Source organism: Nocardioides sp. R-C-SC26 (genome assembly GCF_021246465.1).
In the GTDB taxonomy this organism is placed as follows: domain Bacteria; phylum Actinomycetota; class Actinomycetes; order Propionibacteriales; family Nocardioidaceae; genus Nocardioides.
The window spans coordinates 1-13,386 of record NZ_JAHRHK010000010.1; the positions used below are offsets into that span (position 1 = coordinate 1).

The following is a 13,386-nucleotide window of genomic DNA, read 5'->3' on the forward strand; positions in this document are numbered from 1 at the left end:
ACCCGCAGGCGCGTACCACCGGGCGGCGTGGCGGGCCGCTCGCCTGGCGGCGAGCTCGTCGCCAGGTGAGAGCTGCCCGGCAGCGGCGACGTCATCGGCACGCTCGCTCGGCAGCTCGGCGAGCGTGCCCTCGATCTCGCGCCACACACCGCCGATGGCGATGCCGAAGACACCCTGACCGCCCTGGAGGAGGTCGATGACCTCGTCGTTGGAGGTGCACTCATAGACCGAGGCGCCGTCGCTCATCAGCGTCACACGGGTCAGGTCGTCGGTGCCGCGCTCGCGCAGGTGGGAGACGGCGGTGCGGATCTGCTGGAGGGAGATTCCCGCGTCGAGCAGCCGTTTGATCACCTTGAGGATCAGGATGTCGCGGAAGGAGTAGAGACGCTGCGAGCCCGACCCCTTGGCGCCGCGGACCTCGGGCTCGATCAGGCCCGTCCGGGCCCAGTAGTCGAGCTGGCGATAGGTGATGCCGGCGGCGTTGCACGCCGTCGGACCGCGGTAGCCGCGATCGTTCGGCAGCGGCGAGACGTCGTCGGTGAAGAGGAGGCCCTGCTCATCGGCTGCGACCTCGGCCTGCTCGTGCGCGGCGATGCCCTCGGCGTCGAGGCCGGTCTGGGTCTGCTGATCGTTCACGGAAGACATCTCCTGCTGCGGCTACTTCGCATGATCGTAGCTCCTGGGGAAGGACGAAGGCGGTGGAAACCGCATCCGTGGTGCTACTGCGAAGACGGGTTCAAGGTACGGCGCGGCATAGGGGCGGTCAAAGGTCTCCGCGGCGTGTCGCAGCCTCAACCTCAACTTGAGGGTTGGGGTTGAGGCTGAGCAGCTAGCTCTCCTCGGCGCCGAAGTCCTCGGGACTGACGTGATCGAGGAACTCGCGGAACTTCTCCACCTCGTCCTCCTGTTCGGCGGGCACGGCCAACCCGGCCTCGTCCAGGACTCCGTCGGCGCAGAGGATGCGTGAGCCCGTGCGTAGCGCCAGCGCGATCGAATCGGAGGGCCGCGCGGATACCTCGACACCGTCGGCAAGGAACAGCGTCGCGAAGAAGACACCGTCCTGGACGTCGGTGATGTGCACCTCGGACAACGGATTGCCTGTCGCGTCGAGCACGTTCTTCAACAGGTCGTGGGTCAGCGGCCGCGGGGGGATGACGCCCTGCTGGGCGAAGGCGATCGCCGTGGCCTCCACCGCGCCGATCCAGATCGGCAGATACCGCTCGCCGGTCACCTCACGCAGCAACACGATCGGCTGGTTCGAGGGCATCTCGACCCGGACTCCGAGGACCTCGACTTCGCGCACACCGCCACCCTACTCGGGGCGCGTCAACCGATGGATCCGCGTCGACCCTCCCCGCCCGCGATGCGTCAGCGGCGGCGGAGGCCGATCTTGACCAGCGTGGCGTGCAGACGGACGGCGAGCGCGGCGAGCTCTGCAGCGGTATCGTCGGCGCGCGCCGAGGCCGCCGCGTCGCGACCCCGACGCAGCGGCGCCACCACCTGGTCGACCAGGCCGACCTCGCGGTCGGCGGCCGCCCGGAACGCGCGCAGGTGTCGCGGTTCCAGACCGAAGGCGGCGAGTTCGCGCGCCGTCTGTGCCACGACGAGGGCGTCGGTGTCGAAATGCCCCGTGCCGGGCCGCGCCGCCACCAGCCCGAACTCCTCCAGCTGGGCGAGCACACTCTCCTCGATCTCGGCGATCTTGAGCAGTTCCCGGCGCGAGAGGCGCACGGAGTCCGTGCGGGAGAAGGAGTCGGCGCTCGGTGTGCCGTCGGCGGCGAGCGCGACGGCGGGGACCGTCGGCACGACCGGCTCGATCGGCGGCGGTTCCAGTCCCCGGTCGATCGCGTCCAGGTGCTCGCCGATCACCTTCAGCGGCAGATAGTGATCGCGCTGCATCGTCAGCACGTAGCGCAGCCGGGCGACGTCGTTCTCCGAGAACTTGCGGTAGCCCGCGGGGGTGCGCTCGGGCTTGATCAGCCCCTTGTCCTCGAGGAAGCGGATCTTGGGGATCGTGACCGCGGGGAAGTCGCGGCGCAGCAGGTCCAGCACCTGGCCGATGTTCATGAGGCCGAGCTCCGGCCCCTGGCCGATGTCGGCGCGCAGAGCCGCCACGGACCCGGTGGCGGGTCCGCTGCCCGAGGGAGTGTTCGCGGACATCGTGGTGCTCGGCCCGCTCAGCGCAGCTCGTGACCAGAGAAGAAGACGAGCCGGTACTTGCCGATCTGAACCTCGTCGCTGTCGTTGAGCCGGACCGACTCGATGCGATCGCGGTTGACGTAGGTGCCGTTCAGCGAGCCGGCATCACTGACAGTGAAGGCATCGCCCTCGCGCTGGAAGACCGCGTGCCGGCGCGAGACCGTCACGTCGTCGAGGAAGATCTCGCTGTCCGGGTGACGCCCGGCCTGGGTCACGTCGACGTCGAGCAGGAACCTGCTGCCGGCGCCGGGCCCCTTCTGCACCACGAGCAGCGCGCTGCCCACGGGCAGGGCGTCGACGGCGGCGGCGTCGACGACGCTCAGCGCACGGTCGGAGGTCTCGATCTTGTCGACCGAAGCGCCGATCTGGATCGTCGCCGTCGACTCCCCCACCGGGTCGGTGCCCTGGGGAGGCGTGCTCAGGTCGACCAACCGCGTGCCGCACTGCGCGCAGAAACGCGCGTCGTCGGGATTCTGCCTGCCACACGAGGTGCAGAACGGCATGAGGTGATCCTCCGGCTGAGGTTGACGGTTGAGGCGAACCTATCAGCAGACCAAGGCGTGCGTCCGGCCGATCAGCGCCGCCCGCACGCCGTCAGGAAGCGTCGATGGTGGCCGTGTAGTCGGCCGCCGCGAGCAACGTCGCCAGCTCCTCGGGGTTGCCCGGGACGATCTCGAAGAGCCACCCGCCGCCGTAGGGGTCGTTGTTGACCAGCTCCGGAGTGGCGTCCAGCGACTCGTTGCGGGCCACCACCTCGCCCGTGAGCGGGGCGTAGACGTCACTGACCGACTTGGTCGACTCCAACTCACCACAGGTCGAACCCGCCTCGAGACGAGTACCCAGCTCGGGCAGCGAGACGTAGACGATGTCTCCGAGCGCGTCCTGCGCATAGTGCGTGATGCCGACGCGGACCGAGCCGTCGTGCTCGCCGGGGGTTCGCACCCACTCGTGCTCAGCGGTGTACTGCAGGTCCTCTGGGTACAAGGGTCGCTCCTGGTGATGGCGTCGGTACGCGGATTCGCGGACGCGTGCAGGTTACAGGGAGCTCGACCTCGCTGCGGCCGTCGCCTCGCCCCGGCTGCAGTCGCTCGGTGCCGCGATCGGCGAGGTTGACGGACGGTCGGCGCCGAGATGGCGCTAGGACGTCGGCTGTGCGAACTCGGGCACCACCGGTTGGCGGACGGCATCGATGTCGAGCGAGGTCAGGACGTCGACGGCGATGTCGCCGCCGTCGCGGCGGATCTGCTGGCGCGGGCCCAACGGGAAGAGCACGGCACCCCTCAACGTGTTCGCGACGCCGATGGCGTCGACCACGTAGGGAGGTTCGACCAGGGTCCCGTCGACGACGAGCCCGCCGACACCGAGCTCGAACGAGGTCTGTGCGACCACCCGCACCGTGCCGTTGATCTGGATCGCCTCGGCGCCGACCGTGCGCAGTTCCTGGATCAGGTCGAGCATCGACCCGATCCGGACCGTGCCGGTCACCTCAGTGATGGTGACCCGCACCCCCGGCCCCGTGACCGGCACGAGCCCGGCGAGCACGTTGAGACTGTCGACCTCCTGCTGGGCCTGGTTCAGGGCCGCCTCGCGACGACTGCTCTCCGAACGCAGGTCGGAGCGGGTCTCGGTGAGTTGGTCGATCTCGGTCTGAGTGCGTTGGGTCGTCCCCGCCAACCCGTTGAGCACGTCGATGAGGTCCTGCTCGCGCAGGGAGGAGTAGGTGGAGTCGTCGCGCGTGGCCTGGACCTGGACGACGAAGGCGAAGCCGAGCACGGCCAGCAGGACGCCGACCACGGTCTGGGTGCGCGACGGCCGGAGCAGAGCCTGGCCGAGTCGCGACCGTCCCGACGTGACCGCCGAGGCGCGCTCGGACTCCGACCCCTGGTCCGGAACCGGGTCGGGAGTCTGGTCCGGCGTCGCGTCAGGCATGGAAGAGGTGGCGTCGGATCGCGGCGACGTTGGAGAAGATACGGATTCCCAGGACGACGATGACCCCGGTCGAGAGCTGACCGCCGACGCCGAGCCGGTCGCCGAGATAGACGATTCCGGCGGCGATGAACACGTTGCTGACGAACGACACGACGAAGACCTTGTCGTCGAAGATCCCGTCGAGATAGGCACGCAGGCCGCCGAAGACGGCGTCGAGTGCGGCCACCACCGCGATCGGCAGATACGGCTCCAGACCCAGGGGGACATCGGGTTGCAGCACGAGCCCGAGCGCCACACCCATGAGCAAACCGAGTGCGGCGATCATGAGATGAAAGGCTCCTCGCGGTCGGGGCCGGGGCGCTTCTCGCCCGGGACGTACACCTGCGCCGACCCTAGTCGTAGATAGGTCGCGGGGGCCGCAGGCAGGCTGAGACGCTCGACATTGTCGACGGAGTAGGTCATGCCGTAGTCGCGCGCGACGTCGGCGAAGGCGAGACCGGTCGTGGTGTCGAAGAAGCGTGCGGCCAACGTGCGCGTATCGCCGATCGCCTCGATCGTGAACGGCGGTGCGACGCCCACCTTGTTGACCAGGATCGCCGTGCCGGTCGCGCTGATCCCGCTCTGTGCGGTCATCCGCAGGCCGTTGACGGAGATCGCCTCGGCCCCGGCCTGCCACAGTCCGTTCACGACGAGGGTGAGGTCGGAGTCTCGGATCTGCTGGTTGAGGTCGGCGTCCTCGACCTGCTCGATCAGGACGCGCACGCCCGGACCGGTCACCGCGACGAAGCCTGTACGAGTCTGCAGGCGTCGGTTCCGCACCTGCGCCGCCTGCTCCTCACCGGTCAGCCTCGTCACCGAGCGCTGCAACGAGATGTTGCGGTCGCGCAGCGCCGCCACCCGCTCCTGCTGGCGAGCGACGCGGTCGCGCTGTGCCTCGATCCGTCGGATCAGCGTGTCGCGGCTCGCCGTGGCGACGTCGGCGTTGCGTGAGGTCTGCACGAACGCGATCGACACCATCAGCCCGAAGATCGCGATCACGACGGCCGCCACGCGGGGAGGCCGGCCGATGGGTGCGCGCGGAGCCCCGGCCGCGCGACGCTCCGCGGCGTCGAGGTAGTCCTGGTCCAGCGACTGCTGCGTGATCAGAGTCAGCAACGGCATCCGCACACGGGCCGGGACCTTGTCGTCGGCACCGTGCTCATCCGGGCGACCGGCCGGGAGGTGGCGGTCGGACAGGTCGACCTCCTCGGGCCCGTCGGTGACGAGCTCGGTGTCGGTACGGAGTTCGTCGCGGTCGGCCTCGGAGGACATCACACCTCGCCGGCGGCTCGACGGTCCGGACGGGGGCGGCGTTCGGTGCTCGCGAGCAGGCGCCGCACCTGCCAGGCGTAGAGCAGGCCCGCCCACCAATAGAGCCCGATGCCCCAGAGAGCGAACGCCCAACCGAAGACCTGAGCCAGGGTCGCGACCGTGCCCTCCCCGTCGCCGAGGAGCAGCAGCGGGAAGGCGTAGAGCAGGTTGAACGTGGCCGCCTTGCCGAGGAAGTGCACCGGCAACGAGCTGTAGCCACGGGTACGGAGGAGCGGTACGAGCCCCCACATGAGCAGGTCGCGCAGCGGCAGCGAGATCGCGATCCACCACGGGATGACGTCGCGCATCGCCAGGCCGACGACGACGGCCAAGATGTAGAGCCGGTCCGCGACCGGGTCGAGGATCTCCCCGATCACCGAGGTCTGACCGAGTCGTCGCGCCAGCCAGCCGTCGAGGAAGTCGGTGAAACCGGACACCACGAGCACGGCGAGAGCCCAGAGGTCGGCCTCGGGCCCGAGGACAAGCCACAGGAAGAGGGGGACACCGAGCAGGCGCAGGGCACTCAGCCCGTTCGGAATCGTCCAGACCAGCGACTGCCCTGCGTCGGTCGCCGACTCCGGGGAGATGTCGACGGACTCAGGCGCCTCCTCGGGCCCGGGGTCTGCCGCGTCGCTCACCACGGTCGTCAGGGTAGTGGCCCCGCCACGGCCTCGGCCGTCACCTCATGGTGCGCCGCGTCGCGGATCTCACCGACGAGCTCCTCGATCACGTCCTCCAGGGTCGCGAGTCCGATGGTGTTGCCCTCGCCGTCGACCACGCGCGCCAAGTGCGCGCCCCGGCGCTGGAGCATCTCGAGCGCCTCGTGCAGCGGCGCGTCGTCGCGCACCGTCGCGAACGGGCGGATCCACTTGTCCTCGATCGGACGCTCCCGACGCTCCTCGTCGGTCTCCAGCACGTCCTTGATGTGGAGGTAGCCGATCAACTGACCGTCGGCGGCGACCGGGAAGCGCGAGAACCCGGTGGACGCGCAGAGCCCCTCGATCTCGGCTCCGGTCGCTCCACGCGTCACCGTGCTGAGCTCGGACTCGGGCAGGATCACCGCGGCGACGCTCTTCTCGGTGAAGTCGAGCGCTCCCGCGAGCCGGTCGTACTCGTCGTCGGCGATCAGGCCCTCACCGCGGGACTCCTCGACCAACGCCGCGACCTCCTCGCGCGTGAAGGTGGAGTTGATCTCGTCCTTCGGCTCGATGCGGAGCATCCGCAGGATCGCGTTCGCGATCGCGTTGAGAGCGACGATCAGGGGACGCAGGATCGTGACGACGCCGAGCATGGGCGGGCCCAAGATCAACGCCGAGCGTTCGGGCCCGGCGATCGCGATGTTCTTCGGCACCATCTCGCCCAGCACGACGTGGAGGAACACCACGACGACGAGGGCGAGCGCGAAGGCGACGGGGTGCACGAAGTCGTCGGGCACCCCGAGATCCTCGAAGATCGGCTCGATCAGGTGGGCCAGGGCAGGTTCCCCGACCGCGCCCAGACCGAGGCTGCAGATCGTGATGCCGAGCTGGGCGCCGGCCATCATCAAGGAGACGTTCTCCATCGCGCGCAATGTGGTGCGCGCCATCCGCGACCCGGCTTGGGCCCGCGGTTCGATCTGGCTGCGGCGCGCGGAGATCAGGGCGAACTCGGCGCCCACGAAGAAGGCGTTGAACGCCAGCAGGAAGACCGCCAGGATCAGGGCCGAGGTGTCGCTCATCGGTGCCCTCCTCGGGCCGAGCCCTGCTCCGGGTGAGCGACCGGGGCCGATTCGGCAGGAGCGTCGACGTCCTCGAGGACGGGCAGGCTCAGGTGGAGTCGGTCGATCCGAAGACCGTCCATGTGCTCGACCGTCAGGAGGGCGAGTCGCTCCGTGGTCACCTCGGGATCGGTGCGATCAGGTACCGCGATCTCGGCGACGTCGCCGACCTCGGGAATCCGGCCGAGGACCTTCAACACCAAGCCCGCGACCGTGTCGTAGTCCTCGCTCTCGGGAAGCTCGATGCCACTGAGGTCCTCGACCTCGTCGGGGCGCAGCAACCCGGAGAGCGTCCAGCTGCCGTCGCGGCGCTGACGGCCACGGGCTCCGAGCCGATCGTGCTCGTCGGAGATGTCGCCGACGATCTCCTCGATCACGTCCTCGAGCGTGACGATGCCCGCGTAGCCGCCGTACTCGTCCAGGACGACGGCGAGCTGGAAGCCGTCGCCGCGGAGCAGCGACATCAACGGATCGAGACGGAGTGAGTCCGGCACGACGATCGGCTTGACCATCAGGTGCTTGACGCGCGTCGTGGTCCGCTCCTGCAGCGGCAACGCGACGGCGTGCTTGACGTGCACGGTGCCCACGACGGCGTCGTCGTCGCCGAGCACGGGGAACCGCGAATGTCCCGTCGAGCGAGCCAGCTCGATGACAGCGAGTGCACGGTCGGTCGCGTCGAGGGCGTGGGTGCGCACCCGAGGAGTCATGATCTCCCCCGCGGTGCGGGTCCCGAACTCCACCGAGCGCTCCATCAGCTCGGCGGTGTCGGCGTCGAGCGTGCCTTCGGTGGCCGAACGCTGGATCAAGGACGCCAGCTCAGCCGAGGTGCGGGCCGACCGGAGCTCCTCCTGCGGCTCGACCCCGAGCCGGCGGACGATCGCGTTCGCCGATCCGTTGAGGAGCCGGATCGGGCGGCTCATCACCGCGGTGAACAACCGCATCGGGCCCTGAGTCAGCCGCGCCGTCACGAGCGGGACGGCGATGGCGATGTTCTTGGGCACGAGCTCGCCGATGATCATCGTCGCGACGGTGCTGAGCACCAGCGCGATGATCAGCGCCGTCGGCGACACCGCCGATGCCGGCACGCCGACGTCGCCGAGTGGCCCGCGCAGCAGCGTGGAGATCGCCGGTTCGGCGAGGAAACCGATGCCGAGATTGGTCACGGTGATGCCGACCTGAGCGCCGGAGAGCTGCGTGGAGAGCGTGCGCAGCGCCGACTGGACCCCCTGAGCACGGACGTCGCCGGAGGCCGCGGCCCGCTCGACCGCGTTGCGGTCGACCGTGACGAAAGCGAACTCGGCGGCGACGAAGACGCCGCAGGCGGCCACGAGCAGCAGCGAGACCGCGAGCAGGATCCATTCGGTCATCGCGTCTCACCGCCGATCAGGAGGCGGATGCCGACCTTCGATGCGCCCGAAGGCGGGAGCAGACAGGGTGACGCGGGATGTTGAGAGCCGTCCATCGGGCGGTTCTGGTGTCCTTCACTCGAGGGGGATGCGAAGCCACAGCATAGCGGCCCTCCCCTGCGGGGACCCGGCCGTGGGCGGCCGGACAGTCCGGCACGCGGCGCGCCGCTCGTCGCGCTCGGCGCCGAGGCGCCGCTGCCCCATGGCCAGGTTCGCCTCAGTCGAGGCTCAGATCTCGCCGGAGGATGCCGATGACTCCAGATCCGGCATCCGCCGTCCCCCTTCGACTTGCCCGGAGCCTCGATTGACCGCACGGCCCACCTCGCGCCAGCGCCGGTACGCAGGCGCACCGCTGCTCGGAACCTCGGCGCTGCACCTGACCCGCCGCTTCTCCTACGGCGTCACTCCCGCCTTGTCGCGCGAGGTCCGTGCGGCGTCGGGTGCGCCTGCCTGGTTCGCCCGGCAGCTCCGGCCCGCGGCCATCGCCGATCCCGCGGCCGAGGCCCTGAGCACGTGGTGGCCCAGTCTCACGCTCCCACCGGGCGAGCTCTGGCAGCGCCAGATCGAGGAGATCGAGGGCGGCTGGGAGGTCATGGGCAACTACCAGCGATGGCTCTTGATGCGTCGGATCACGTCGCGGCGCCAGGTGCACGAGGTGATGACCGAGTTCTGGATGAACCACCTCCACGTCTCGGTGCACCACGACGCGGTGTTCACCTACCGCTTCGACTACGACCGCGTCGTGCGGAGCCACGCGCTCGGGCGCTACGTGGATCTCCTCCAAGCGGCGATCGTCCACCCGGCCATGGGGATGTACCTCGACAATGCGGTGTCCACGAAGACGCGGATCAACGAGAACCTCGGACGCGAGCTGCTCGAGCTCCACACCGTCGGCCGTGGGGCCTACACCGAGGACGACGTCAAGGCGTCAGCACGCATCCTCACCGGGCATGTCGTCGACATGTGGCGCACCTGGCAGGCGCGCTACTCCCCCGCAGACCACTGGACCGGCCCTGTTCGGGTCATGGGCTTCAGCCACGCGAACAGCGATCCCGACGGGCGACCCGTGCTGGCGGCCTACCTCGCCTATCTGGCTCGCCACCCGCGCACGGCGGAGAGACTGGCTCGCAAGCTCTGCCTCCGGTTCGTCAGCGACACGCCGTCGGCCCGCCTGGTCGCTCAGCTCGCGCAGGTCTACCTGGCACACGACACCGCGATCGGGCCGGTGCTCAGCGCACTGGTCGCCTCGCCGGAGTTCGCGGCCTCGGTCGGCACCAAGGTGCGCGATCCCGGCGAGGACATCGTGGCGACGTATCGCGCGCTCGGGGTGACCGTGGCCCCACCCCCGTCGGGCGAGAACGGCGCTGCGGCGACCGCGCTGCTGTGGCAGTGCGACGGACTCGGGGCCGTGCCGCACGCCTGGCCGCGCCCGGACGGCCAACCGGTCGACAACGCCTCGTGGGCGTCTCCGTCCAGGATGCTGGCCTCCTTCGAGATGCACTGGTCGATGAGTGGACGGTGGTGGCCGTCCGAGGGCATCACCTACCGCACCCCCCGCGCGTGGCTGCCGCGGGCGAGAGTGCGTTTCGACGTCCTGATCGACCACATGGCCCAGCAACTCCTGGGCACCCATGCCTCGCCGGCTCTGCTCAGCGCCTGCGTCATCGCCTGTCCCGACGACCTCGGCATCACGCCGTCCACGCTGATCGGCGCGGATCACCCGCTGATGCAGTGGTCCTTCCATCGCGTGATCGCGACGATCCTCGACTCCCCCGCCCACCTGACCCGATGAGGCCCACGATGACGTCGTCCACCGAGTCCCGGCAGACCTGTTGCGCCGAGTTCGCCACCCGGGCGCGAGCCCGGCACCTGGGCCGTCGAGCGGTGCTCGGCGGCGCTCTGGCAGGTGGCGTCACGGCAACCTTCGGGTCGGCCGTCCTCACAGCGTCGCCGGCACTCGCCGCGAGTCCGGTCAGCAGGTCCGGGGGCGGATCGGTGCTCGTGGTCCTCTCGCTGCGCGGGGCAGCCGACGGGCTCTCGCTCGTCGTCCCCTACACCGATCCCGTCTACTACGCCGCGCGACCGGCCATTGCGATCCCCCGCGAGCGACTCCTCGCGACCGACGGGACGTTCGGACTTCATCCCGAGCTGGCTCCCTTGCTGCCGCTGTGGCGTGCCGGTGAGCTCGCCGCCGTCCACGCCACGGGCCTGCCGGCACCCAACCGCTCGCACTTCTCCGCGATGGAGGAGGTCGAGGATGCCGATCCCGGCGGGGCGGCGCGGGTCGGCTGGCTCAACCGGCTCCTCGGCGGCCTGCCGGGAACGTCCGGCCTCGAGGGCTTCAACCTCGGCGGTGGGGTCCTGCCCACCTCACTCGTCGGTCCCGAGCCGGTGATGGCCGGCCGCGACGTCGACGCCGTCGGTTTCGCCGGTCAGGACGAGTGGGACGACGGGAGCCGGGTCGCCTCGCTCCGTCGGCTGTGGAGCGGACAGGGCGGCGCACTCGGGGCGGCGATGCGTTCGACCTTCGACTCGGTGGCCGCGTTCCAGCCCGCGAAGGACGCCGTCGACCGACGCGGGCAGTACCCGGACTCCGATCTCGGCCGAGCACTCGCCGGTGCTGCACGCATCATCCGCGGCGACGTCGGCGTCGGAGTCCTCACGGTCGACCACGGCTCGTGGGACATGCACGCCGGTCTCGGCACCCTCGAGTGGGGGGACATGCGCACCAACGCCCGTGAGCTCGCAGGCGCCGTGGCATCGTTCTTCACCGACCTCGGGTCCCGGCGCGACCGCGTCACACTCGTCGCGCTCAGCGAGTTCGGCCGACGTGTGGCCGAGAACGGCAACTACGGACTCGACCACGGCTACGGCAACGTGATGCTGCTGGCGGGCGCAGGGGTGCGAGGTGGGCGCTACTACGGCCGCATGCTGCCGCTCGCGCGTGGCGAGGACGCCGACGTGACGGTCACGACGGACTATCGCAGCGTGCTCAGCGAAGTCGTCACCCGACGCTTCGCCGTCTCGCGTGCCGCTGTCTTCCCCGGCTTCCAGCCCGAGGCGGTCGGCGTGATGGCCTGACCCCACCGCTGATCACGCTGCTCGCCGGAGTGGATCGAGGCTCAGGAGGTCGACGGAACCGGATCGGGCCCGAAGTCCCGACTGCACTCCGCGGGCCCGATGCAGTCGACGAGAGCGAGCGTGCGTTCGCGCATCTCGGCGACCACCGCGGCGTAGCGCGGATCCTCGGCCAGGTTCACGTTCTCCGCCGGGTCCGACTGACGGTCGTAGAGCTCCTCCAACCGATCGCCGTAGAAGTAGGCGTAGGTGTAACGAGGGGTGGTCACGCCGCGCCACCACCAGCCCGCGCCGCCGTCGTCGGTCTGCTTGGACGGCCCGGCCTGGATCAGCACCGTGGTGCGCAGCGGGGCGTCGCCCTCGATCGCGGGCAGCATCGACTCGCCGTCGACCTCCACCAGAGGTGTGGCCCCTGCGATGTCGGCGAACGTCGGCGCGAGGTCGATCATCAGGGCGCGTTGCTGGCGCACTACCCCGGCCGGCACGTCCGGACCGCGCACGATCATGGGCACGCGGATGGACTGGCGGTACGGCACGTTCTTGGTGACCAGGTGATGCTCTCCGACGAGGTAGCCGTTGTCGGAGGTGAAGAAAATGTAGGTGTTGTCGAGCTCGCCGGTGGACCGCAGCGTCTCGATCAGGTCGGCGATCCCGTCGTCGACCGCCTGCAGTGTGCGGATCCGCGAGCGGAAGATCTCATTGATCTTCTCGCGCGGCGTCTTGCTCTTCGACTGGACCAGCGAGTTGTTGTCGGAGACATCGTCGTCGGTGTAGCCCGGGTCGCTCAGCGACGGCGACTCCACGTTCGCGAAGTCGTTCTCATAGCGCTTCGGCGGGAGCGCGATCGCCGAGGAGGGGAACCCGTTCGCGGCGTCGAAGCGCCCGTGCGGCGCCACGTGCGACGCCCAGATGAAGAACGGCGCGTCCTGCCCCGCCCACTCCTCGACCAGCGAGGACGTGCGCTGGTTGATGTAGTCGATGTTGTTGATGTTGGGGTACCAACGCCGATCGCCGTCGTTGTACATCTGGAACGGGGTGTAGGCGTAGTGGCCGATCATCGTGGGGTCCCAGTACGTCCAGCCCTCCTGCCGAGGCCCGTCGGTGCCGAACCCGTTGAGGTACTTGCCGGTGAAGCCCGTCTTGTAGCCGGCGTTCTCCAGCCACACGGGCAGCGCCGTGGCGCTCTGCAGGGCCTGGAAGTTGTAGGGCGGTTGGTTCGACTTCACGCCGTTGTTCTGGGCGTACTGACCGGTCAGGATCGCCCCGCGTGCGGGACAGCAGAGCGGGTGCGGCGAGAGCGCACGATCGAAGGAGACACCCGCACGGGTCAGGAGGTCGCGGGCGACCGGCATCCACCGCAGGTCGGTGACCGTCATGTCGTCGGTGGTGATCAAGACGATGTTGGGGCGATCCACGACCTCGGCCGGGGCGGTCTCCTCGTCCGTCGCCTCGCCGGATGAGTCGCCGGACTCACTCGCCGACGGCGTCGCCGAGGCGAGCAGGCCACCGATGTTCGAGCCGTATCCACCCACCGTGGACAGGACGAGCGCGACGACGCACATCACGATCACGGCGACGGTGGCGAGAATGCGTTGCGACGGCCTCGGCAGAGGACGGGAGAACAGCATCGATCGCTTCCGGTCGGGGGCAGTCGGAGCGGTCAGAGTA

General features: G+C 69.6%; 14 protein-coding genes. 2 read left to right on the forward strand and 12 right to left on the reverse strand.

Annotated features, from left to right (window positions below):
* From KSO97_RS10440 to KSO97_RS10490, 11 genes are all read right to left on the reverse strand, one after another.
* The coding region (locus tag KSO97_RS10440) for a MerR family transcriptional regulator (RefSeq protein WP_232678591.1) at positions 1-645 on the reverse strand (645 nt) is incomplete at its 3' end.
* Between the two features lie 184 nt (positions 646-829).
* Positions 830-1,303 (reverse strand): bifunctional nuclease family protein, encoded by a 474-nt coding sequence (locus tag KSO97_RS10445; RefSeq protein ID WP_232678593.1) that lies wholly within the window; start codon positions 1,301-1,303, stop codon positions 830-832.
* Positions 1,304-1,368: 65 nt separating this feature from the next.
* Positions 1,369-2,160: a MerR family transcriptional regulator gene (locus KSO97_RS10450; protein ID WP_374198494.1), complete on the reverse strand. Its 792-nt coding sequence runs from the start codon at positions 2,158-2,160 to the stop codon at positions 1,369-1,371.
* 17 nt (positions 2,161-2,177) lie between these two features.
* Positions 2,178-2,702 (reverse strand): FHA domain-containing protein, encoded by a 525-nt coding sequence (locus KSO97_RS10455; RefSeq protein WP_232678595.1) that lies wholly within the window; start codon positions 2,700-2,702, stop codon positions 2,178-2,180.
* 91 nt (positions 2,703-2,793) lie between these two features.
* Positions 2,794-3,168 carry a glycine cleavage system protein GcvH gene (gcvH, locus tag KSO97_RS10460; protein WP_374198504.1) on the reverse strand — a complete coding sequence of 125 codons (375 nt, stop codon included), beginning with the start codon at positions 3,166-3,168 and terminating at the stop codon, positions 2,794-2,796.
* Between the two features lie 168 nt (positions 3,169-3,336).
* Positions 3,337-4,128 carry a DUF881 domain-containing protein gene (locus tag KSO97_RS10465; protein ID WP_232678599.1) on the reverse strand — a complete coding sequence of 264 codons (792 nt, stop codon included), beginning with the start codon at positions 4,126-4,128 and terminating at the stop codon, positions 3,337-3,339.
* Positions 4,121-4,453 carry a small basic family protein gene (locus tag KSO97_RS10470; protein WP_232678601.1) on the reverse strand — a complete coding sequence of 111 codons (333 nt, stop codon included), beginning with the start codon at positions 4,451-4,453 and terminating at the stop codon, positions 4,121-4,123. The genes KSO97_RS10465 and KSO97_RS10470 overlap by 8 nt, the downstream gene beginning before the upstream one ends.
* Positions 4,450-5,439, reverse strand: a complete 990-nt coding sequence (locus KSO97_RS10475; protein WP_232678603.1) for a DUF881 domain-containing protein — start codon at positions 5,437-5,439, stop codon at positions 4,450-4,452. The genes KSO97_RS10470 and KSO97_RS10475 overlap by 4 nt, the downstream gene beginning before the upstream one ends.
* Positions 5,439-6,065, reverse strand: coding sequence for a CDP-alcohol phosphatidyltransferase family protein (locus tag KSO97_RS10480; protein ID WP_232678841.1), 627 nt, complete (start codon positions 6,063-6,065; stop codon positions 5,439-5,441). The genes KSO97_RS10475 and KSO97_RS10480 overlap by 1 nt, the downstream gene beginning before the upstream one ends.
* Positions 6,066-6,124: 59 nt before the next feature.
* Positions 6,125-7,195 (reverse strand): hemolysin family protein, encoded by a 1,071-nt coding sequence (locus tag KSO97_RS10485; protein ID WP_232678605.1) that lies wholly within the window; start codon positions 7,193-7,195, stop codon positions 6,125-6,127.
* Complete coding sequence (locus tag KSO97_RS10490; RefSeq protein ID WP_232678607.1) at positions 7,192-8,601, reverse strand: hemolysin family protein; 1,410 nt, start codon at positions 8,599-8,601, stop codon at positions 7,192-7,194. Before KSO97_RS10490 ends, KSO97_RS10485 begins: the two co-directional genes overlap by 4 nt.
* Before the next feature lie 343 nt (positions 8,602-8,944).
* Here KSO97_RS10490 and KSO97_RS10495 point away from each other — a divergent pair, with 343 nt between their 5' ends.
* Positions 8,945-10,432: a DUF1800 domain-containing protein gene (locus KSO97_RS10495; protein WP_232678609.1), complete on the forward strand. Its 1,488-nt coding sequence runs from the start codon at positions 8,945-8,947 to the stop codon at positions 10,430-10,432.
* Positions 10,433-10,440: 8 nt separating this feature from the next.
* Positions 10,441-11,721 (forward strand): DUF1501 domain-containing protein, encoded by a 1,281-nt coding sequence (locus KSO97_RS10500; RefSeq protein WP_232678611.1) that lies wholly within the window; start codon positions 10,441-10,443, stop codon positions 11,719-11,721.
* Between the two features lie 41 nt (positions 11,722-11,762).
* On the opposite strand, the gene KSO97_RS10505 is transcribed toward KSO97_RS10500, so the two are convergent.
* A complete protein-coding gene (locus tag KSO97_RS10505) occupies positions 11,763-13,346 on the reverse strand; it encodes a sulfatase (RefSeq protein WP_232678613.1) in 1,584 nt (527 codons plus the stop codon).
* Positions 13,347-13,386 lie beyond the last annotated feature (40 nt).